The organism is Chryseobacterium rhizoplanae (assembly GCF_900182655.1).
Lineage (GTDB): Bacteria > Bacteroidota > Bacteroidia > Flavobacteriales > Weeksellaceae > Chryseobacterium > Chryseobacterium rhizoplanae.
This window is the reverse complement of the sequence record NZ_FXTC01000006.1, coordinates 98,452-121,936: the sequence shown is the minus strand read 5'-3', so window position 1 is coordinate 121,936 and position 23,485 is coordinate 98,452. Positions and strand designations below refer to the sequence as shown.

Here is a 23,485-nt window from a genome sequence, read left to right as displayed (position 1 = left end):
GTATTTCAGTAATTTTCATTAATTTCGGAATGCTAAAACCATTTAACCAATTAACAATCATGGCCGTTTATATCTTAAGTAACCGGAAGATCGTTCGTCATAAAGGCGAGAAAGTAGACTCTTTTTCCAATGATGAATACTCAATCCCTAATTTCAGAATCGCGAAATGTGATTTTGACAACTACAAAGAGCCCACTGCTCAAGCCAAAAAGAAAAAAGACTACACCAACAGGAATATTTTAAACTATAAGTTTTTCTCTGAACCCGAAAAACAGGGGTATGAAGAAGTTCTGGATGTTCTGCTGAGTGAAAAAGGAATTAAAAAGTCTGCTCTTACAGCCAATAATCTTGGCGGAACTCAAAGAATGTTCTATGAACTGTACAAAAATATGTCTACCACTAAAGAAAGAAGTGATGTACTGATATTCATTCATGGTTATCTGTATGATTTTGATGATGAATTAAAGGCTATTCTTGATCTTAAGAAAATATTCATTGATAATCCTGCATCTCCTGTAGAACATATTTTATTCGTAAGCTGGCCAGCCTCAGGAAGCATTATTCCGTTAAGTTATTTTGATGATAAGGCTTCCAGTATCAATTCCGGTACATCTTTAATGAGGTTGTTTTATTTCTATACTCAATTTTTAAAAGATATCTTTTCCAACCGGGATCTTGCCCCCTGCAATCAAAGAATTCATCTAATGGCCCATTCCCTGGGAAACAGAGTGCTTCAAAGCATGTTATACAGCCTTAAAAGGGAAAATATACTCCGTGTTATCGATCAGGTTTTACTGTTGAATGCGGATGTCAGCTATAAAGTATTTGAAGATTCCGAAGATTCATATAATAAATTACCATTACTGGCCAACCGGATTTCCATTTATCTGAACAGACAGGATGCGGTTTTGGGAATTTCTCAGTTTACAAAAAACATTCTTACACCACGACTTGGTAAAAACGGACCAAGTGATATTAGTGATTATAAAGATATTGTTTCTATTATCGACTGTACATTTGTAAAAGATGACCTTCTCAACAGTTTCAAATATGAAGTGGGAAACCATTGGGGATACCTCTCCAGTTCGCAGGTACAGTCAGATATCTTTCAGACTTTAAACGGAATAGACAGGAATCTTATCACCAACCGAACTAAGGATAACGAAAACATTTTCACAATTATTTCTTAATAAGTAATTAAAATAATTCTTAAAAAATGAACTTTATGTTAAAATTAGTTCATTACTGCAGTATGGCATAATGATTGCTAATTCAAACTCTAGGGAATTATAATTTTTTTATTATGGAACATATTAAAAAACAGTTTTCTTATATATTAAGCTATATTAAGAAAGCCATCTTTGTAAAAGATGTCATTTAACTGAATAACAACCTTTAAAACAAAAAGTATTCGACCCAACAACTACTCATCCTTATAAAACAGCCCGAAAAAACAATACTTATTCCTCATAAACTCATGCAGGAATATATTTTCATGTTTAAAATTATTGAAACATTTCTTTGATATTGTTAAATATTGCCAAATAATTCCCTACTTGTTGTATAATTGAAAAAAGTTTTCGACATTTACTTATCAATCAAATAAAATTAATATCATGAAAAATCTAAAGAAAATCAAAAGAGGAGAATTAAAAACGATCAAAGGAGGAAGACCACCACTTGGATGTAACAGCTGGAACCCGGTTGCGATGTGCTGCAGATCATGGGGGCCTGACTATTGCGGCCAGACCACATGCCCGGATTCACCTCCACCATTATGCTAATTAACTTTTCAGTTATTTTTTGAACCATAGCAGCTCATTTCTGAGTTCTAAATCGGATTCAAAATTATTTACAAATAAAGCTCCAGTGCCTAAACCTTGAGGCATTGGATTTTTTTTGGTAAATGTATATTGGGCAATGGCATTCAATCCGATATTGCTTTCCAAAGCTGAAGTGATCCACCAACCGATATTTAGATTTTCGGCAAGGGAAATCCAGTCATCTGAACCGGAAAACCCACCTGCCAATGCGGGTTTCAAAATAATATATTGTGGCTGTATTTTTTCTAAAAGTTTCTTCTTTTCTTCAGGATCAATAACACCGATCAGTTCTTCATCTAATGCAATCGGAGTGGGTGTTTTAGCACATAATTCCGCCATGTCATCCCAGTTTCCTGCTTTAATAGGCTGTTCAATAGAATGAATATGAAGATCTGCAAGCTGCTGCAAAACAATTACCGCTTCTTCTTTACTGAATCCTCCGTTGGCGTCCACACGAAGCTCAAGCTGGTCTTTCGAGAATTTTTCTCTTAATTTCCGGAGAATAATATGTTCAGATTCCCAATCGACCCCGATTTTTAGTTTAATACAATGAAATCCTTTTTCCAGTTTCTCCTGAATCTGTTCTTCCATATACCCTACCGCTCCCATCCAGATCAGACCATTGATGGTAATTGCAGATTTACCTTCAGTAAATTCGCTCGGAAAATATATACTGTCACCATGTTTCAGATTTTGAACGGCCTGTTCGTAACCAAACCAGATGGATGGAAACTCTTTCAGTTCTTCTTTCAGAAAACATGCATCCTGATTGATATTTTCACAAAGCCATTTCATCTTTTCTTCGTAATCAGGTCTGTCATCAAAACTCAGCCCTCTGAAAATGGCACATTCCCCTACTCCTTCCCTTCCGTCTTCCGAAATAGTGAGGATAAAGGTTTCCTTATCAAGCAAAACGCCGCGAGATGTTCCACTCGGGCGTTTGAATTGTAATAAATATTGTAAATAATTTGCTTCCATTATTTTACGCTGTCAATACGCATAAATTCTTCTGCTTTTTCTACCATTTCTATACTTCCACAGAAGAACGGAATTCTCTGATGAAGTTCCGTAGGCTCTATTTCAAGAATTCTTCTGAATCCGTCTGTTGCTTTTGCTCCTGCTTGTTCTGCAAGGAATGCCATAGGATTACATTCGTATAAAAGTCTTAATTTACCATTCGGAGCTTGTGAATAAGAAGGATAGATATAAATTCCTCCTTTCAGCATATTTCTGTGGAAATCTGCTACCAGAGACCCGATATATCTTGACGTATAAGGACGGTCTCCTTCTTCCATCTGGCAATATTTAAGGTAATTTTTTACTCCCTGAGGAAATTTGATATAATTTCCTTCGTTGATAGAATAGATCTTACCTGTTTTCGGGAAAGTCATGTTAGGATGAGAAAGATAATAAGTTCCTAAAGAAGGATCCAATGTAAATCCGTTTACTCCGTTTCCTGTTGTATAAACGATCATTGTAGAAGAACCGTAAATAACATAGCCCGCTGCAATCTGATTGATTCCTTTCTGTAAAAAGTCTTCCAGCTGAACAGGAGTTCCAGGTTCAGTAACTCTTCTGTAGATAGAGAAAATAGTTCCTACTGAAACATTGACATCAATATTGGAAGATCCGTCTAAAGGATCAATCAATACTACATATTTACTTAAATGTCCGTTTTCGCCACATTTAATATCAATAAAATCATCATTTTCCTCAGACGCAATACCGCAAACCACCTCTCTTTGAGACAAAGCCGTAATAAAAATTTCATTCGCAATCACATCCAATTTCTGCTGTTCTTCACCCTGAATATTCTGGTTTCCGGCAGCTCCTGTAATATCTACAATTCCGGCTTTATTTACTTCTCTGTTTACCACTTTCGAAGCCAATCTTATTGCGCTCAGAAGACGAGAAAATTCACCTGTAGAATATTGAAAATCGTCCTGTTTATCTATAAGAAATTCTCCTAAAGTCTGTAATGGTTGATTTGACATATTTTTCTTTTTACGTTTTGCCCAAATTTCGGAAAATTTATCGCATTAAGAAAATTTAATTAAAAAAGAGCTTACAATCTGTATTTCAGCACAATACAAATAAAATTCAGCATAACACAGAGCGGTTATTGAAAATTATGTCTCCGGATTTATCAGATCAGACACAGGAAAAATTCAAATTATTTCATTAATTGTTGATTTTAAGGAAATCTTAATTCTATCTCCCGGCCAGGCTATTTCATATCTCGTTGTAAATTTATAATTTTGACGTCCGTAAAAAACTCATGTAATTTTTTATCTAACAATTTTATTTTTAACAATTTAATGAAAATTTTCAAGTTTGGTGGAGCATCTGTAAAAGATGCCGAAAGTGTGAAAAACGTGTCTATGGTTCTACAAAGCCAGGGATTTGCCAAATGTTTGCTGGTAATATCAGCAATGGGCAAGACGACAAACGAATTGGAAAAAGTTGTAGAACTTTATTTCAAAAAGGAGAACTATCAAACTGAAATTGAAAAGATAAAACGAAAACATATTGAGATTGCGGAAGGACTTTTTCCTGAAAATCATGCGGTTTTTGCAGAAATCAATCTATTTTTTGATGATATTGATTCTTTTTTAAGAAGAAATAAGTCTCCCAATTACAACTTTGTTTATGATCAGGTGGTAAGCTGCGGAGAAATGATTTCTACCAAAATTCTGAGTGAGTACCTGAATGAAATTCAATTTACCAATCAATGGCTTGATGCCAGAGATTATGTGAAAACGGATAATTCATACAGAGAAGGTACGGTAGACTGGGTGAGAACTGAAGAATTTATTTCTAATCTGAACCCTGAGATCTGCTATGTAACCCAGGGATTCATTGGCTCTGACGAAAACAATTTTACGGTAACGTTAGGAAGAGAAGGTTCAGACTACTCTGCTGCTATTTTTGCTTATTGCTTAAATGCTGAAGCGATGACGATCTGGAAAGATGTACCGGGAGTAATGACGGGAGACCCAAGAAAATTCAATGATGTCTCTCTTCTTTCCAACATTTCTTATGAAGAAGCGATTGAAATGGCTTATTACGGAGCAAGCGTTATTCACCCGAAAACTTTACAGCCATTACAGCAAAAAAGTATTCCTTTTTATGTAAAATCTTTCGTAGATCCTACCAAAGAAGGTACAAAAGTAGGTGCTTCCGACAAAAACCAACAGGAAGAAACTTATATTTTAAAAGAAAATCAGGATCTTCTGAAAATATCAACAAGAGATTTCTCTTTTATTGCAGAAGACCATATGAGCTTAATTTTTGGCTATTTATCCAAATATAAGATCAAGGTTTCCCTGATGCAGAATTCTGCGATCTCCCTGGCATTGTGCCTTGAAGATAAATTTAACCATATAGATGAGCTCAATCAGGAGCTTCAAAAAATTTTTAAAACCGAAGCAATTAAAAATGTATCTTTATTCACAGTAAGAAATGCGAAGATGGATCACATTGATAAATTTTACCATGAAAAAAATGTATTATTGGAACAAATTTCCAAGAATACTCTTCAAATGGTAACACAATAATATTAATTGCGACTAAACACACATGAGTTTAATTTCGAAAAACGATCTGATCAAAGCTTCCGGCTTAAGTAAACTTGGGTTTCTCAAGAACCCGGTAGCATCTGCTGTGATGAGCATTGCTAAAATAAACGAAGTAAATAAATTATACGACAAACTAAAAGATAAGGAAGGCAAAGACTTTTTCGACTCATTTGTAAGAGAAAGAAACCTAAGCTATGTAGCTTTTGAAGAAGATCTGGCAAAGATTCCGAAAACGGGACCGTTTATTCTGGTTTCCAATCACCCGCTGGGTGCTATTGACGGGATTCTGATGTGCAAGGTCTTATCAGAGGTTCGCCCGGATTTCAAGGTGATGGGAAATTTCCTTTTGGAAAAGATCAAACCTATGGAACCGTTTGTAATCGCTGTAAACCCTTTTGAAAACAGAAAAGAAGCTTACAGCAGCTCTTCAGGAATGCGTGAAACACTCAAGCATTTACAAAACGGAGGCTGCGTAGGTATTTTCCCGGCAGGAGAAGTTTCCAACAAGAACAATCCTTACGGAGAAATTTTAGATAAAGAATGGGAAAAAACGGCACTTAAGCTAATAAGAATGGCTAAAGTACCGGTAGTCCCTATGTATTTCCATGCTAAGAACAGCCGTCTTTTTTATCAGGTGGCTAAGCTTCATCCGAATTTACAGACTTTGATGCTTCCCGCAGAAATGATGAATGATAGAGAAAAACCTATCAGGATCAGAATCGGGCGCCCTATCACTGTAAAGGCAATGGATGACATGGAAACAATCGAGGAATTGGGAGAGTTTCTGAAACGTAAGGTTTATATGATGAAATCTTACTATGAAAAGAGAAAATCTCTTGCTCAAAGCATCAATCTTCAGAATTTATCTGTGAAGTTCCCTTTATTGAAGGAGGAAAATATTGTTCAGAATATCATTGATGAAACGCCTCTGGAAGACATCATTAAAGATGTTGATAAACTGAGAGGAACAGATAAAATGCTGTTCAGTAACGGGAATTATGAAATCTACTTTACCACTTACGAGGAAATCCCTTCTATTATGAGGGAAATCGGACGTCAGAGAGAGCTTACTTTCCGTGCGGTGGGTGAAGGAAGTAATCTTCCGTTTGACCTTGATGAGTATGATAAGCATTACCATCATCTTTTCCTTTGGGACAATGGTGAGAAAAAACTGGCGGGTGCCTACAGAATGGCATTGGGTAGAGAGGTCATGAAGAAATATGGCATCAAAGGCTTCTATACAAGCTCTTTGTTTGAGTTTGAGCAGGATATTCACCCTTTCTTTAAAAAGGTGATTGAAATGGGCCGTGCTTATATCTGCCAGGAATATCAGCAGAAGCCACTTCCACTCTTCCTTTTATGGAGAGGAATTGTACACGTCTGCCTGAGAAACCCTGATCATAAATTTCTTATGGGTGGTGTGAGTATCTCGAATAAATTCTCGGAATTCTCAAAATCTCTGATGATTGAGTTTATGCGTTCCAATTATTTTGATTCTGCTGTAGCCCAGTATATCACTCCAAGGAATGAATATAAGGTAAAGCTTCGTGACAGGGATAAGAATATTTTCTTTGAGGAAATGGAATCTGATCTTAATAAACTGGACAAAATCATTGATGATCTTGAACCTGAATTGAGACTTCCTGTTCTGATCAAGAAATATATCAAGCAAAATGCAAAAGTAATTGCATTCAACGTTGACCCTAACTTCAATGATGCAATAGACGGATTGATGTATATCCGAATCAGTGATCTTCCGGAAAACACGATTAAACCGGTATTGGAAGAGATGAGTGAGCAGATCAGAAAGGAGCAGGAAAATAATCCGGCTGATAATCAGTAAGTTTTTAACTTTATTCAAAAAAAGTACGATGAATACTTGCTTTGTATACCAAAACTTACTACTTTTGCATCACTTTAAAACAACGAAGTAATAAATAAAAACATAAATGGTTTCTTAGCTCAGTTGGTAGAGCAATGGATTGAAAATCCATGTGTCCCTGGTTCGATTCCTGGAGAAACCACTTGAAAACCTCTAATTCAGTTTAGAGGTTTTTTTGTTTTTTATATATACCCCTTTTCCTCCCCCATATTGAGTGAACGGGTTTTAAAAATATTCCTGTTCAGCTCATATGCTTTAGATGGATGAGGTTGGTATGTACAGCATTCAGTTCTACCGGAACGTCACTTGCATTACTTCCGTATACGAGACGAATCAGCTTTTCTTCGGGAGGAAGTTTTCCGAAATGAAGTATTTCACTATCATAATAAAACTGTTCTCCATACGCTTCTGCTGTTCCTGCAAGATAATTGTAATGGGTTTCATTATATTGTGCACTATAATTGATATAGCTTTTATTCTGAGTATTTATCCTGAAATCAAATTTCTCTGATGCCAGTGCTTCTTTACATATTTTATTGGCAATGATTCCGGTATTAACACTAAAAACTGGCGTGCCTGTTCCAGAGTATGGTTTTGGGTTTCTCCAAGAAAATCATGGGCCAGAATAAGTTCGAAATTGTGATGCCTTCTGGCACTTTGCTGTAAACGGAAATGCCTGAAGTGTTTGATAATTTTGCCTTCAATCACAATATCCAGTTTACCACACGGTTGATTCCGGGAAGCGATTCAATAAGGTTAAAAAAGGCAGAACAGCATCCTTTGAACCGGTGTGCCATTCTGCCTGATCGTTTAAATTCTGAATAGTATTAAGAAGGCCATGCTCCAAAGTAAGAAGAATTCCCCAGATCTATCTGCTCTGCACTTACCACAAAGCTGATGTACATACTGTTATCATCTACAGCATCGAAATCTACTTCATGCTGAATTACATATCCGTTGTTCCACTTCAGTGTTGTTAGAGTTCCTTCTTCGTGAGATTTATTGAAAGTAATCTCACCTACTGTAGGCTTATATTTTCCATTCAGTAAACTTTCCAGAATGTCTGATTTTTCAGTAGCTTCTACCGTTATTTTGATAAGAGCGTTGGAAGGATCTGATGCTACACGTCCTGAAACGTCTGTAGATCTTGATACGCTGTAGTTAAGCTTTAATAACTTTTGTCCTTCCCCGTTGTTGAATTTTAAAATTCCTCTTGAATTTCTTTCGGCCATGATTTGTAAATTTTAATGGTTAATATTTTATGACTTTTGTTTTTCTATATCACCAAATATAGATGTAATTACAAAACGTAAATAAGATTTATTATTAAATTTAAAAAAGTGTCGTAATAATACGACTAACAATTGTTAGGTAAATTACATCCTACAAATCAGGTGTTTGATATTTACCGCTCTTTAAAATTGCAGTATTTTTTTTGTTTGTTTAAGATATTTAAAACAGAGATTAAAATTTCAAAATTCATCAACAAAAGAACATCCTCTTATAAATAGTAAAGAAGAACTGCAGTTTCAGAACAGAAAATCAATTTCAGAATTGAAAATATATGGACAGAAGGACATGAAAAAATAAAAATGAAAAAAAAATCAAACGAACAAAACCACTGATGAACAATACATTGGAACCTAAAATAAGGTATAGTAAAAGATTTTCTCAAAAAAATAAATCAAAAAACTTGCACGATATTATAAAATACTATACTTTTGCATCACTTTAAAACAACGAAGTAATAAACAAAAACATAAATGGTTTCTTAGCTCAGTTGGTAGAGCAATGGATTGAAAATCCATGTGTCCCTGGTTCGATTCCTGGAGAAACCACTTCAAAAACCTCTGATTGTTCAGAGGTTTTTTTGTTTTACATTCCTACAGAAAAAGTTAAATTACTCATTACCGGTTGGGACAAGCAAAAAAAACAGATCAGGTACAAAAGTAGTACCCCCTATAAAAATATAAGAAAGCATCCCTACTGCAGTTCGAACCTACTTATTTTCTAGATAAATCAATACATTTTATACGAACACAGTAGTTTTAAAACAAAAAAACGAGCTAAAACTCGTTTTTTATTATACTTTAAATATTTGTTTTTATTGTAAAGCATCTGCCATACTATTACGTTTAACAGGATAAGGGTAAACATCAGGAAGAAGAAGAGGTTTGTTAAATTGCAGATCACTTTTTAATTTATAATTTTCTCCTACAAAATAAGATTTTGCTCCCACATCATTATACCCAAGATATTTTAACCATGCTACAGAAATTCCTGCAAATTCATTTTTCGAAATTTCCATTGTTGTACTAAAATGAGTAGCCGTAACAGCAGTGGCAGACCATGCAGGTATTTTTTTTAATAGATCATATTCTAATATATTTGCCCAAAGTGGTGCAGGTACTACATTATCAAGTGCTCCTGTTAAAAGTAATGTGGGTACTGCAACAGTAGATCCTATGGCTAAAGGGCCAGGTTCAATAGGTAGCGCACCGATCATTTTTAAATTGGGGTCTATAGTCTTCATGATGTCAGATGGTAGACTTGCTGTCAAGAGAGTAGCTTGTCCTCCACCAGAATGACCGGCAATAATCATTTTTGATAAATCAACCTTTCCGAAAAGAGGAGATTGGGGATTCTCATTATACGATTTTGCCATATAAGCGCCATAAAGATGCATTTCCGGCATAGAATTCACAAAATCGGATGAAATTACCACGACAAATCCATAGCTTGCCCACAATCTCATCATTTGATCATAATTCGCTGTACTCGAAAGGATTCCGCCTACAAAATTTACCACAGGAAGCTTTCCTAAATTCCGAATGTTAGAAGGATAATAAACATAACTGGCAATCGGACCTTTCGTACCATAAGGTAGATTATTACTACATTTAATACTTCCATCTAAGATCCCAACCATTTGCAACATAGGGATAAACTTACCCACCAGGGTATTACAATCCATTACAACAGCATTTGTACTTACCTGATAAGGTCCCGGTTTGCCGTACTGTGCATTAGCCGTACCTTTTGCAGGAAACAGTACAGATTGTACAGAAGGATCAACCATCTGTCCCGTAGACTCATTTTTTTTCATTTCATTGACTTCATCTCTTTGACAAGAGCTCAAAGTCAGACATGTAATAAACAATGTCATTAATACATTTTTTTTCATAAGTTTTTTTAATTAAAGATTATGTTGATTGGTAAATAATTCGCCTCTAATTAGAGATATCCAAATATCATAATCATAATACTTTAAATCACAAAAAAAACAACATCATATATACACTATATATACCTCAATTATACCACTTAAATATAAAAAAACACCCTAAAGAGTTACTTGATTCTAAAATTTAATAGATGGACAATAATACCTATTAAAATTCAAAGGATAATTTAAAAAATTTCTAATAATCAATTTCTTCATTTTACTAATCAAGCTCAGGTAAGGAATAAATTTTCAGACTCATCTTATAAGCATAATTACAAAATGACTCTCATCCAGTTTACACATTTCATTTGATATATCACTGCCGGGATTTTTAAATTAAAGAAAGGAAAATCATCATCAAAGTAATGATTTTCCTTTAGAAAGTTTCACAAGAATTAATTACTTTAATTCCTCTGCTTTTCTATTACGGTTTACTTTAAAAGGATTAAGCCCCAACACTCCCCCTTGTACAAATTGCGTATCCTGTTCCAGTTTATAATTTTTACCTACAAAATATGATTTTGCAGAAGGGTCGTTTTCAGCCAGATATTTATGCCATGCAACTGTCAGTCCAGCAAATTCATTACGGGAAGTCTCCATTAATGGGCTAAAATGTGTTGCCGTTGTTGCCGTAGCAGTCCATGCTGGCTGAGGAAGGGTATCATATTGCCACAATTTATGAACAAAAGGAGGAACTATTACATCCTGCATACCTGCTAAAAATAATGTGGGAACTTTTACAGTTAAACCTATAGCAATTGGGCTTCCCTCAATTGACATTGCCCCTAATATCTTTATTTCAGGATCAATCACTTTAAATGTATTAGCAGATATACTTCCGGTTAAAAGCGTTGTACCACCTCCGGCTGAATGTCCGGAGATCAGTGAACGTGACAAGTCTACTTTGCCATATAACGGAGACTGTTGATTTTTATTCATATTGCTTAATTCCTTGAAAGCAAGTAAATGCATCGTTGGAAGTACATTCACAAAATCTGAAGACACTATTACAATATATCCGTTACTTGCCCATAGACTTGCCATTTGGGAGTACATAGCAGTATTGGCCATAATGCCGCCTACGAAATTAACTACAGGCAGCTTACCCATATTTTTAATATTGGTAGGATAATAAATATGTGATGAAAAAACGTCAGTATTTAATCCATAAGGAAAATTATTATTACATTTTATTGAGTTATCAACAACAATACCCAAAGCCTGAGCAATAGGGACTATTGTCCCAAAGTAACTGTCACAGTCACCCAAAACGTCATCCGTTGAGACGCCGTAAGGTCCTGATTTCCCAAATTCTGAATTAGCTAAACCCGTAGAAAAAACACTTGATTTCGCATTAAGATTATTTTCACTTTCAGGTTTTGCAGGTAAATTTTCTATTGGTTTTCCACCAAACATGTTTATATCATTGGGATCAATCAACAACTTTATATTTTTTTCCATAACGGCTGATTGTGGTTGAGCTTCTGTACCTGGAGAATCTTCTCTCTGGCAGGAGACCATAAGCAGAAGCGATGCTGCTGCCATTAAGGTAAACTTTTTCATAGTTTTTTTAATTTAAGATTATGTTGATTGATAAATAATTCACCTCTGATTAGAGATATCCAAATATCGTAATCATAATACTTTAAATCACAAAAAAAACCACACCATACATACACAATAAATACATCAATTATATTACTTATAAAACTAAATAAAAAGCCTGATATCCATCAGGCTTAAATAGGCTTCCGGGAAAATGATAAAGTCTGAAAAACATCTTCTATGGTATAAAATCGTATACACCTTTGAAAGCCTTCTCAGATATTTATAAAAATACACACATCTGCATTGATATTGAGAAATCTATTTTCATTCCAAGTCTTTTCAAATCGCAAACTCAGTCGCCAATCCATTCTTAAAGCAATGTTGTTTTCAGACTAATTAATACTGGCTTTTGATTTTACATAAAACAATAAACTAAAAAATGTACATATAATGTACATCTGATGTGTATTTAATGTGTATACGAAGAACACATTAATGCGTATTTTTTTTGATTATACAACATACAGAAGTATATTTAGAACCATAAAATAAAAAAAATTAAATACCATCTTTATATTGCATTATCACCAAAGATGTTTTATATATTTATGACAATAAAATGATAGTCAATAATTACAATTATTTAAACATTATATAAACAATTTTCACTATCATTTACTGCTACCTCACAAGTGAAAATTAATATGAATTGTATGAAAAAAAAAGACCTTAAAGAATTATCTAATATCATTCTATTTGCCTTACTGCTTGTTATGGTAACCAATTGCTCCAAAAACAATAAGGATGCTTCAATTGACAAGGCTTTGTTGGATAAGAATGAAAAATTAATGCTGAACGGTAAAAAAGAAGAATCTATAGAATTAAATAAAAAATTAATTAAAATATCAAAAAAGAACAAGTATGAAAAAGGGGAAGCATTAGGGTATATCAATCTCGCCACTACTTACAGAACCCTTGGAAAATACAAAGTAAGTTCTTATTATTTAAAATTGGCTCAGGGCCTGGCTATAAAACTTCAAGATGACTTTATATATACCAAGTTATATTATGAATATGCATGGGTTAATTCTGCACTTGGTCTGTCAACGACCGGATTAAATTATAATACAAAAGCACTTAAATATGCTTTAAAATTAAATGAAAGAAGTAGTTTATTAGGGGACATATACGGACAAAGAGCCGGTTTTTTTATAGATAAAAAAAGCGACTCAGCATTAATCTATTTTCACAAAGGTTTTGATGTAGATCCTTCTGCACTCAATAGTTCTTTAATAGGACGTTTCCATTTAAAGGTGTCTAACAATCTTGATTCAGCAACTTTTTATAATAAAAATGCACTTATACTTCTTAAAAGAAAAGAGTATGGTACTATAAGAGAAGGAATAATATATTCTTTTTATGGAGGTCTTCTTTTGAAAAAAAAAGAGTACTTACCCGCTCTTGAATATTATGAAAAAGCTTCTACAATTTTAAAAAAAACCCAAAGTATCAATATGCTTCCCGAGATCTATCGTAATATCTCGATAATATATAAAAGCATGAATAATAAAAACAAAGAGAATGAATATGTTTTAAAATACACACAGTTAAATGACAATTTAAAAATGGCCGGCAACGAGGCCATAGATATTTCAATAAATAAATATATTGAAAAAGAAAGCAATAACGAGTCAACGTCAACTTTTATGTATCTATTAATAGGTAGTATTATTTTTATAATAGCCATTATTTTTTCATTTTTAAAAATCCGAAAAAACAGATTAAAAAAACAGATAAGCCTCTCTCCTTTTGAGCCTGAAGAAAATACTAGCAAGGAAAGGAAAGATGAAATAACCAACGAAAACTTTACAGAACTGATTGATTTGGCAAAATCAAACGACCTTAAACTTATTAACCGATTTCAGGAAATTCATCCGGATCTTTTCCTAAGTCTCTTAAAAATTAACCCACAACTTACAAAGTCAGAATTATCTTTATGTGTTATGATCTGGCTAGGGTTCTCTTCAAAAGAAATAGCCAATTTTACATTTATGCAGCACAGGTCTGTTCATAATAAAACAGGAAGGCTAAGAAAAAAATTAAATATACAACAAGGTCAAAATATTCATAATTTTTTAAAATCAATTTGATTTATTAACCCGTGTTCAATTAACCACTATAGGGTTAATTAACCGGGCTTGAATATATCATGATTGTTTAGAAAATTGTAAGCAAGTATCCTCCCAAGAAATTGTCAATATTTTCTTAATAAAATTCTTACTTTTCAGGAACTTTCCTTCATCCATATTTTCAAGAATGCGGTCATAAAGCTAAAAATCTCTCCCTTATCATTAATAACCGCGTAAAACTTACATTCAAAATACCTCATAACTATTTCCTCTTTAAAAACATTATCATCACTGATTACTTTATCTTTACACACCTATACGGAGGTGGCATCCCCCAAGGACATATCCAAACATTTTCCTACTCAAACATGGTCAAAGATAGCACACAGGCTTCAAATACATTCAGTACATCTTATAACCATCGAACAACTTCTAAATATTTAATAGTCATATAAATACACTATATTTTTTATCCTATTCATTCATCCGAATTTATTAATCGAGTCCGGGTTTAAATAATATGTTTTAGTCTGCACTAAATCAATATTGAGAATTTTTATTACATACAATTGATGTGCAAATAACATATATATGATGTATATATGATGTATAAATAGTGTCATAAAAAAAACTATACACGGCATTAAATTCCAGAACTTTGTGAGCGACCAAGCACAAACACTTAAAGTTTTTGGGATGACAAAAATTTCATCCTATATCTTAATTAAATCATATTAAGAAATACTTCAAAGAAGTTCATTATTGTACGATTTTAGGGATCAGACTTTATCAATTAAAATTTATTTTAAAGAAACACAATACAGTTATGAAAAACAAAAATTTAAGTTGCGTAATTATTGTTACAATATTGTCAATAAATATCAATGCTCAGATTGGTATCAATACTGCAACCCCGGCATCCACATTGGATATAACAGCAAAAAATGCAACAGGTACAACCACCAATGTAGATGGTTTACTGGTACCCCGGGTAGACAGACAGAGAGCCCAAAGTATGACGGGTATTCCGGTTTCCACCATGATCTATGTCAATAGTATCGGTACAGGAGCGCAGAGCGGTACGGCAGCCAACATAGATACTGTCGGATACTACTATTTTGACGGAACTCTGTGGACAAAAATAAAAACGGGCTCTACTTCTTCTGATGTGAATATTTATAATTCTAATGGTACACTTACAGGAAACAGAACCGTCACTCAGGGAGCAAATACCCTTGCCTTTACAGGAACAGCTAACAATGCTTTTTCGGTGAATGGAAGTACATTGTCTGTAGATGCTGCAAACAACCTGGTGGGGGTGGGGACTACAGCTCCTTCATCTGTTTTAGCTGTTTATACACGTACTCCCGGGGGACTTACTGATGCCCTTTCTGTTGGTATTAATAATTGTAAAGTTTGTAATGGAAATGCAGCAAGAAGTATCACTTTATACAATATGAATCGTACAGACGATAAATATATTGGAGCACTAGATTTTATTCCATCAGCTTCTGCGACGGGAATTTCAGGGGCATCTATTTTAGGAATTGACAGAGATATCACTAATAACTTTGCAGGTCTACAGTTTTTAACAAGAAATGCTACAGGTTTTGCCGCAAGAATGACCATAAAGTCTTCAGGAAACATTGGCATGGGAACAGATAATCCGAGAGGAGCTTTAGATATTAATCAGGGAACGACCAATACAGCGGGTCTGGTTTTACCGGCTAATCAATCTCCTTCCAATATAACCAATCCGGCAGGGGGTAATGTAGCGATAGGGACCATAATTTATGATCTTACCGCAGACTGTGTAAAAGTATATAAATCTACCGGATGGTCCGGATGCTTGTGTGGGATATAAATTAAATACCACACAGAAACCCCGGGTTTTATGATCCATGTATCATATAGGACTATTGGATATTCATTCTATCCTTATTGTCTGCCGATAATCATTTTGGTAAATTAAGCTATTTAACACAAATTCATCATGAAAAAAATAATATTATCTTTAATTATAGCATCCGCACTCTCAATACATGTCAATGCTCAGATTGGTATCAATACTGCAACCCCGGCATCCACATTGGATATAACAGCGAAAAATGCAACAGGAACAACCACCAATGTAGATGGTTTACTGGTACCCCGGGTAGACAGACAGAGAGCCCAAAGTATGACGGGTATTCCGGTTTCCACTATGATCTATGTCAATAGTATCGGTACAGGAGCACAGAGTGGTACGGCAGCCAACATAGATACTGTCGGATACTACTATTTTGACGGAACTCTGTGGACAAAAATAAAAACGGGCTCTACTTCTTCTGATGTGAATATTTATAATTCTAATGGTACACTTACAGGAAACAGAACCGTCACTCAGGGAGCAAATACCCTTGCCTTTACAGGAACAGCTAACAATGCTTTTTCGGTGAATGGAAATACATTGTCTGTAGATGCTGCAAACAACCTGGTGGGGATGGGGACTACAGCTCCTTCATCTGTTTTAGCTGTTTATACACGTACTCCCGGGGGACTTACTGATGCCCTTTCTGTTGGTATTAATAATTGTAAAGTTTGTAATGGAAATGCAGCAAGAAGTATCACTTTATACAATATGAATCGTACAGACGATAAATATATTGGAGCACTAGATTTTATTCCATCAGCTTCTGCGACGGGAATTTCAGGGGCGTCTATTTTAGGAATTGACAGAGATATCACTAATAACTTTGCAGGTCTACAGTTTTTAACAAGAAATGCTACAGGTTTTGCCGCAAGAATGACCATAAAGTCTTCAGGAAACATTGGCATGGGAACAGATAATCCGAGAGGAGCTTTAGATATTAATCAGGGAACGACCAATACAGCAGGTCTGGTTTTACCGGCCAATCAGACTCTTTCCAATATAACCAATCCGGCAGGGGGCAATATAGCTGTGGGCACCATGATCTTTGATCTTACCGCAGATTGTGTAAAAGTATATAAACCAAACGGCTGGTCCGGATGCGCATGTGAGTGTGTTACTCCTCCTAATCCAGATCTTACGGCGGCATGTAACGGGTTTATGCTTCCCTATAGAAGCTCAGGAGGTTCAGCATCTGGAACGGTGAATAATTTGCCAGTGGATGCTACCTTTAGTAATTATACTGACATTTCGCAAACCTCCTTCTTCCCTCTCACTAATTGTCAAGTAACAACTGATACTGACGCTTACTGGTTAGCAAGGTTTAATCCTTCTTCATCTATGAAAATAAAATTTAGTCGAAACGTCAGTAATATTAAAGTTTATCAGACAGCATCAGAAAAATATGAAAAATTCACTTTTGTACTAAGAAATAACGGTGTAGACGTAACTTCACAAATATTAATGACAAAGGCTTCTGGAGGTACATGTAACCAAAACTTTATATTTAACCAAAATTCAATTGAAGATATAGCAAGTGCTTTATCTTATGGTGGTGGAATCATTTACAATATTGGTTGAGTATGGTTTGATGAAATAATTATATCGACAAATAATAATAATCAAGCTGGTTCTATTTTTAAATTCTGTGTAGGATCCGCTAAATAATTGAAAGTTAAAGAATAAATAATATGAATTCGGGTTAAGTGAAGTTTAAAAACAATTCCGCCATTTACTTTCTGCACTTTTAATATAAGTTTATTAATATAAACTATTTATCAGACAAATATTTTTCTTAATAACTTTTAAATATTTTTTTTATGAAAAACAATTTTAATTATTTTAAGAAGTATAGAAGATTTTACCATTTTGTATTTCTTTTTATACTTCCAGTATTGATTTTGGCTTCTTGTTCCCAGGATAGTCTTTCCGAAGAAAATACCCCAACAAGTCAGGAAGGCTCCGGTAATCTGAAAAAACTGGGAGATATTACCCTGCAAAAAAATGTAATCATCCTTAATGATGAATCAGTAGCTTCGGTTTCTACTCAGAACTCACAGGGGATTACATTTAGTCACATCACCCCACAGGTTGATAGTATTAAAGAAGGAACAGTGATTGTAGGCACAAAAGTGGATGGAAACAATGTGAATACAATTCTTTCTAAAGTAACTTCTGTCTCCAGAACTAACGATAAATTAGCTGTACAGACCTCAGGTGCAAAATTGGAAGAGCTTATTTATAGTGGTACCATCAGCGGGATTTATGATTCATCAGGAAAAGCTCCCGTTAATGTGGATGGAAAGATGGTTAATTATATCCCTGTTGAAAATTTTGTTTCTGAAGAAGTGAATCATAAAATTTTAGCGATAGAAGCTAAAAATCTGAATAACCAAAAGATGCTTACTTTTAATCATTTTAATTTTGACAAAACATTCCCTCTTCCTACTCAGAATGTCGGCCCTGTTACCGTTGCCTCTGATGTGAACGTAAAAGGCGGGTTTACCCCTAAAATTGACTATACAATTTCTTTCTCTGCAGGGCATTTATCTGATTTTAAAGTTAATTTTATTATGGATGACATCAGTCTTGAAACTTTGGCTAATATTCAGGCAACCGTGGGTTACACAATAAGCGCTACGGATTATTTCAATATTCCTATTGCACCCATTGTTTTAGGGCCTACAGGACTCATCCTAAGTCCTACTATATCAGCCGGGCCTTATTTGGGTGCGGGAGCAACCGGAAAGGTACAGGCGAGACTCTTTGAAATTGGGGGAAAAGCCAATTTCCTTGTTGGAACAAGTCCTGACCTTAACCTTGATTTAATATATAAGGGAGGTCCCAACATTACTAAAGTAGAAGGAGATCTGACGGCAGAAGTAGGTATAGAAGCCAAAGGAGCAGTGGGATTACTTTTTGTAACGGTTCCTATTGCTAATTCGGGCTTAAGGGGAAGGGTGTCTGCCTTATCAAGCCTGGGTATGCAGTTAATTCCTGAAAAGAAAGGAACTTTTGATATAAAAGGGAAAATTCAGGCCGATATGTTTTATGGATTTGGAATTTCTCCATTGAGATATGAAGGAACCTTCCCTCTCTTCAAAAAAGAATATTCATTATACCACAAAGAGATTATGTGGTAAGTAAAATATGATCCTAAATAGATATTCATAGATATTCATTATTTTTGGTTGAGGTAAGCATATTATTGTATGCTTCCAAAAAAACCCGACAGGCTTTCAAGCCTGTCGGGTTTTAATTGACAGGATTTGTTATTTATTCAAAAATATGAATTAATAACAAAAGACAGGGAATATTGAATTGGTGTTTTTTTGATTTTAAAGGATCACAAATTCTTAAATGATTACATCCAGAGTTTTTAGCTGAATACTTTAATATTACCGGAGCTGAAAAAGGCAATTCTGAAGTTTATAGTTATTTTTAAAAAAAACAATAGCTTAGATTAGATTTCCCGGCTTGGTATTTAAATGAATTTTTAAGCGTGAAATCACACATGCAATAACTCCAAATAAGATTTGTCAGATAGAGCATACGAAACCGTTTTGATAATTTCATCGTTATTATTTTGTCAGTACTCGAAACTTATTCCTTCTTTGACAAAAAGCTTTCAATACATACAAATACAGACACCCCTCACCTCATCAAATGCACTTCCACCACACTAATGCTACACAAATGATGTACTATGATGTACTATGATGTACGTGAAGTTAGTTGTATTACCATTAAATTTGTCGTGTCATTACTTCACTAAGTCACGATACTTTAAAAACTTTAAATAATACAATAATGAAAAATCTAAAACTTTCTTTTTTAGCCATCTTTTTGATTTTTAGTGCAAAATCACAAGGTCAGGTAGGGATTAATACAGCTGTCCCACAAGCCACATTCCATATTGATGGAGGAAAGGATAACCCCTCTGCAGGAGCACCTTCTACCTCACAACAACTCAATGATGTTGTCGTTACCTCTGCAGGAAATTTAGGAATAGGAACTACTACACCTACCCAAAAATTTGAAATTCAGACAGGGGGTACACCAGCTTCTCCGGTAACCGGATTCAAACTTGCTGATGGCAGCCAATTCAAGGATTACGTTCTAACGACTGACGCCAATGGAGTGGCCATGTGGAAGCGGCCTTCATTGATGACGTATAGCGGAACTTTTGTTCCTGGCGGAACCGGCAGTAAAGTTAAATTTCAGAAGGACATTACATTTTATACAACAGGAGCGTACATCGATTTGCCACCGGGTATCTGGAAAGTGGACGTTATTCTTCTTATACAACATGATGTTTTTAGTTCCCCTTTACCTGCAGATACCTGGCTTTGGGTAAAGGCCAGTTTTTCAGACAATAATGCAGATGGTACCGGTAATTTAACTAATGATTTTAATTCCGGAGCTAACAGGTTAGCCAGTACCTTATTTCAAGGCCCCTCAACAGGACCAGCAGATAAAAATGGTATTTTACAAGGAACAATCATATTAAAGAATTCTACCGTTGCTGTAAAAAGATACTATTTAGTTGTAGGAGATACAACAGTGCAAAATCCAGTACCAGCAGCTAATCTTAAAAATGTGGGAGGCAATGAATGGGGAGAGAATAGTATCATCGCCTATCCATTGTCACAATAATAGGTAAAACAATTTTGTTTTAAATAATATATATTGAATTTAGATAACGCTGTCCTATCATCAATACTATAGTAAACTAATATTAAAAACAATATGCAGGTTTCTACTTAAAACTATCTGTCGGATTTTTCAAAATTTGAAACATGGATCTTTTTTTATTTTACATATTATAAAAACACAAATAATATTATAACTAGATTAATTTTTTTAAGAGAAATGAATTTCAAACACATTCACATCGGAAAACTAATTCAAGCAAAATTTCAAGAACAGAATATAGATTTTAAGAGAGCCTGCATATTTATAAAATGTACTGAACAAGACATAGAGTACATGTTTCTACAAGAAAATATTTCTTCTGATATTCTTCTTAAATGGAGCAAATTACTGGAGTATGATTTTTTTAGAATATATTCAAATCATCTCATTCTATATGCTCCTCCATCATCATCGAGGTATAATAAGAACCTTAGTAAAGAAAAATCAGTATTGCCTGAGTTTCGGAAAAATATTTATACCAAAGAAATGATCGACTTTATTTTAGAACTTATAAAATCAGGTAAAAAAGACCGAAATCAAATAATAAATGAGTATAAAATTCCTAAAACCACATTATATAAATGGATAAAAAAGTATATGGAGGAGGAATAGTAAGGCCAGACTACAAAAGAATTTACTCTGATCTCATCAAACTAGAACACCCTGAAAAGAAAGTAGAATGCGAAAAAATATTATCTAAAAAGGTGTTATCCAACCTTGATGTTATTAGCATTAACATTATTATTTTTGGAAACAATGATAAAAACCTCACTTTCAACCAGAGATATCGTTCATATGACACGGAAACAATCCTCCAAATTCTTGACTACCAAAAGAAAGATAAACTGACTAATTATGAAGTGGCTGCTTATTTTAAGATAAGCCGTAACACCATCAGTAAATGGAAAAAAAAATTTTTAGCTGATAAGAGATTATCATGATAAAATATAATGATCCTTAATTTAAGGATAAGGCTTTTCACAAAGATCAATACACAATTTTAAATATGAAAAACTATGAAAAAAATTTTTATTATTTTAGCATTGAGTACACTCGCATGTACTCCTGAAAATTCAGAGGATTCTATAGAAACTTATACCTCACAAAATTCTGAATCAGCTTATGCTTCTAAAGGCTCACGACCTCAAAACTGGGCTGAAAAGATTACAGGAACACCTTTTAATAATCTGTATAAAATAAATGATGATATCTACAGAAGTGAACAACCTGGTAGTAATGGTTTTAATTACTTTCAGCAAAATCATATTGTATCAATTCTCAATTTGAGAGAATTTCACAAAGATAATATTGGAGGAACCAGCTATACCGGAAGTTTATACAGAGTTCCTATGAATGGAGTAATAGGCTTGAACAGTGAAATTATCAATGCCTTACGAACCATAAAAACGGCTCCAAAACCTATAGATATACATTGTCAATATGGAAGTGACAGAACCGGGTATACTGTAGCAATGTACAGAATTGTTTTCCAAAACTGGAGTAAAGATGAAGCAATTAAAGAGATGACGCAAGGAGGCTATAATTTTCATTGGCTAACCTCTGGGGAGCTGGTTACTTATGTTAGAAATGTGAATATAGATTATATTAAGACACAAGTATTTAATTAATCTTTTCTTATTTCAATTTAAAAACACAAATTTTACAGTGAAAAATTTTGCTCTTTTTTTTATACTATTTTTGCTTTTCAGTACAAAATCAATGGGCCAGATAGCCATTAATACAGGTAATCCTCAAGCCACATTCCATATTGACGGAGGAAAGGACAACCCTTCTGCTGGAGCACCTTCTATCTCACAACAACTCAATGATGTTGCAGTTACCTCTACGGGAAATTTAGGTATAGGAACTACACTCCCTACACAAAAATTTGAAATTCAGACAGGAGGTACACTGGCCTCCCCAACGACCGGCTTCAAACTTGCTGATGGCAACCAACAGGATAATTACGTTTTAACAAGCGATACCAATGGAACAGCAACATGGAAACGATATCCATTGATCACAGTTACCGGAGCTTTTGTTCCTGTCGGAACCGGTAATAAAGTTAGATTTCAGCAGGACTCACAATTTTATACAACAGGAGCATATATAGATGTATCCCCGGGTATTTGGAAAATAGATGTCATTCTTCTTCTGCAACACGATAGTACCAGTTCGCCATTAACTTCAGATGTGTGGCTTAAAATAAAAGCCAGTTTTTCTGATCATGATGTAGATGGTATCAATATTCTGACAAATGATTTTTATACAACAGCCAATAGATTAGTCAGTACTGTATTTAGAGGCCCCTCAGAAGGAAATAAAAATGGTATTTTACAAGGAGTAATCTTATTAAAGAATTCTACCAATGCAGTAAAAAGATATTATTTAGTGGTAGGAGATACAACAGTGGAAAATGCTATACCATCAGCTTATTTTAAAAATATAGGAGGAAATGAGTGGGGAGAAAACTGTATAAATGCTTATCCGATATCACAGTAAATTCATTTATCTAAGAGTTGTAAGATTATGAGAATTCAAAACTTAAAAAGCTGTATAATGAACAATCTTTTACGATTGAAACCATAAAAGAAAACATCTTCCTCCAAAAAATGATAAAATCTTTAGGGTTGAAATGAAATTGGAAATTACATAGATGAACTTCTCAATTCCATATATGAAAATTTGAAGGAGT

19 protein-coding genes and 2 tRNA genes are annotated in these 23,485 nt (G+C 34.3%); 15 read left to right on the top strand and 6 right to left on the bottom strand.

Annotated elements, in window-relative coordinates; translation table 11 throughout:
* Positions 1 to 59 precede the first annotated feature (59 nt).
* The gene (locus FN817_RS14565; RefSeq protein ID WP_167498874.1) at positions 60 to 1,190 is read left to right on the top strand and encodes an alpha/beta hydrolase; all 1,131 of its coding nucleotides are present in this window, start codon (positions 60 to 62) and stop codon (positions 1,188 to 1,190) included.
* A 426-nt stretch (positions 1,191 to 1,616) separates the two neighbouring features.
* Positions 1,617 to 1,784: a bacteriocin-like protein gene (locus FN817_RS23195; RefSeq protein WP_156118473.1), complete on the top strand. Its 168-nt coding sequence runs from the start codon at positions 1,617 to 1,619 to the stop codon at positions 1,782 to 1,784.
* Positions 1,785 to 1,796: 12 nt separating this feature from the next.
* Here the strand turns inward: FN817_RS23195 and FN817_RS14560 are convergent, their stop codons facing one another.
* Together FN817_RS14560 and fbp are read right to left on the bottom strand one after the other, a co-directional pair.
* On the bottom strand, positions 1,797 to 2,801 hold the full coding sequence (locus FN817_RS14560) for an o-succinylbenzoate synthase (RefSeq protein ID WP_142718594.1): 1,005 nt from the start codon (positions 2,799 to 2,801) through the stop codon (positions 1,797 to 1,799).
* Complete coding sequence (gene fbp / locus FN817_RS14555) at positions 2,801 to 3,817, bottom strand: class 1 fructose-bisphosphatase (protein ID WP_047434129.1); 1,017 nt, start codon at positions 3,815 to 3,817, stop codon at positions 2,801 to 2,803. The genes FN817_RS14560 and fbp overlap by 1 nt, the downstream gene beginning before the upstream one ends.
* Positions 3,818 to 4,141: 324 nt before the next feature.
* Here fbp and FN817_RS14550 point away from each other — a divergent pair, with 324 nt between their 5' ends.
* The 3 genes from FN817_RS14550 to FN817_RS14540 all read left to right on the top strand — a co-directional run bounded on the left by FN817_RS14550 (position 4,142) and on the right by FN817_RS14540 (position 7,425).
* A complete protein-coding gene (locus tag FN817_RS14550) occupies positions 4,142 to 5,380 on the top strand; it encodes an aspartate kinase (RefSeq protein ID WP_142718593.1) in 1,239 nt (412 codons plus the stop codon).
* A 22-nt stretch (positions 5,381 to 5,402) separates the two neighbouring features.
* Positions 5,403 to 7,244, top strand: coding sequence for a lysophospholipid acyltransferase family protein (locus tag FN817_RS14545; protein ID WP_142718592.1), 1,842 nt, complete (start codon positions 5,403 to 5,405; stop codon positions 7,242 to 7,244).
* A 108-nt stretch (positions 7,245 to 7,352) separates the two neighbouring features.
* Positions 7,353 to 7,425: transfer RNA gene (locus tag FN817_RS14540), tRNA-Phe, on the top strand.
* Between the two features lie 344 nt (positions 7,426 to 7,769).
* Here the strand turns inward: FN817_RS14540 and FN817_RS23540 are convergent.
* The gene (locus FN817_RS23540; protein ID WP_185149915.1) at positions 7,770 to 7,991 is read right to left on the bottom strand and encodes a hypothetical protein; all 222 of its coding nucleotides are present in this window, start codon (positions 7,989 to 7,991) and stop codon (positions 7,770 to 7,772) included.
* Positions 7,992 to 8,110: 119 nt separating this feature from the next.
* The gene (tssD, locus tag FN817_RS14530) at positions 8,111 to 8,515 is read right to left on the bottom strand and encodes a type VI secretion system tube protein TssD (protein WP_047421063.1); all 405 of its coding nucleotides are present in this window, start codon (positions 8,513 to 8,515) and stop codon (positions 8,111 to 8,113) included.
* Between the two features lie 533 nt (positions 8,516 to 9,048).
* Here tssD and FN817_RS14525 point away from each other — a divergent pair.
* Positions 9,049 to 9,121: transfer RNA gene (locus FN817_RS14525), tRNA-Phe, on the top strand.
* A 266-nt stretch (positions 9,122 to 9,387) separates the two neighbouring features.
* Here the strand turns inward: FN817_RS14525 and FN817_RS14520 are convergent.
* Both FN817_RS14520 and FN817_RS14515 read right to left on the bottom strand, forming a co-directional pair.
* Positions 9,388 to 10,467, bottom strand: coding sequence for a poly(ethylene terephthalate) hydrolase family protein (locus FN817_RS14520; RefSeq protein ID WP_228451571.1), 1,080 nt, complete (start codon positions 10,465 to 10,467; stop codon positions 9,388 to 9,390).
* A 441-nt stretch (positions 10,468 to 10,908) separates the two neighbouring features.
* The gene (locus FN817_RS14515; protein ID WP_142718591.1) at positions 10,909 to 12,072 is read right to left on the bottom strand and encodes a poly(ethylene terephthalate) hydrolase family protein; all 1,164 of its coding nucleotides are present in this window, start codon (positions 12,070 to 12,072) and stop codon (positions 10,909 to 10,911) included.
* Between the two features lie 698 nt (positions 12,073 to 12,770).
* On the opposite strand from FN817_RS14515, the gene FN817_RS14510 reads away from it, so the two are divergent.
* The 9 genes from FN817_RS14510 (at position 12,771) to FN817_RS14470 (ending at position 23,292) form a co-directional block, all read left to right on the top strand.
* Entirely contained in the window at positions 12,771 to 14,207 is a 1,437-nt protein-coding gene (locus FN817_RS14510; protein ID WP_142718590.1) for a tetratricopeptide repeat protein, read from the top strand.
* Between the two features lie 805 nt (positions 14,208 to 15,012).
* On the top strand, positions 15,013 to 16,050 hold the full coding sequence (locus tag FN817_RS14505; RefSeq protein ID WP_142718589.1) for a hypothetical protein: 1,038 nt from the start codon (positions 15,013 to 15,015) through the stop codon (positions 16,048 to 16,050).
* A gap of 129 nt (positions 16,051 to 16,179) precedes the next feature.
* Positions 16,180 to 17,676, top strand: coding sequence for a hypothetical protein (locus FN817_RS14500; RefSeq protein WP_142718588.1), 1,497 nt, complete (start codon positions 16,180 to 16,182; stop codon positions 17,674 to 17,676).
* Positions 17,677 to 17,915: 239 nt separating this feature from the next.
* Positions 17,916 to 19,238 (top strand): hypothetical protein, encoded by a 1,323-nt coding sequence (locus FN817_RS14495; protein WP_142718587.1) that lies wholly within the window; start codon positions 17,916 to 17,918, stop codon positions 19,236 to 19,238.
* Positions 19,239 to 19,905: 667 nt separating this feature from the next.
* Positions 19,906 to 20,751, top strand: coding sequence for a hypothetical protein (locus FN817_RS14490; RefSeq protein WP_142718586.1), 846 nt, complete (start codon positions 19,906 to 19,908; stop codon positions 20,749 to 20,751).
* Positions 20,752 to 21,084: 333 nt separating this feature from the next.
* Positions 21,085 to 21,402, top strand: coding sequence for a helix-turn-helix domain-containing protein (locus FN817_RS14485; protein WP_317129982.1), 318 nt, complete (start codon positions 21,085 to 21,087; stop codon positions 21,400 to 21,402).
* A complete protein-coding gene (locus tag FN817_RS14480; protein ID WP_142718584.1) occupies positions 21,372 to 21,731 on the top strand; it encodes a helix-turn-helix domain-containing protein in 360 nt (119 codons plus the stop codon). Before FN817_RS14485 ends, FN817_RS14480 begins: the two co-directional genes overlap by 31 nt.
* A gap of 75 nt (positions 21,732 to 21,806) precedes the next feature.
* A complete protein-coding gene (locus FN817_RS14475; protein ID WP_142718583.1) occupies positions 21,807 to 22,418 on the top strand; it encodes a protein-tyrosine phosphatase family protein in 612 nt (203 codons plus the stop codon).
* 91 nt (positions 22,419 to 22,509) lie between these two features.
* The gene (locus FN817_RS14470) at positions 22,510 to 23,292 is read left to right on the top strand and encodes a hypothetical protein (RefSeq protein WP_142718582.1); all 783 of its coding nucleotides are present in this window, start codon (positions 22,510 to 22,512) and stop codon (positions 23,290 to 23,292) included.
* Positions 23,293 to 23,485 lie beyond the last annotated feature (193 nt).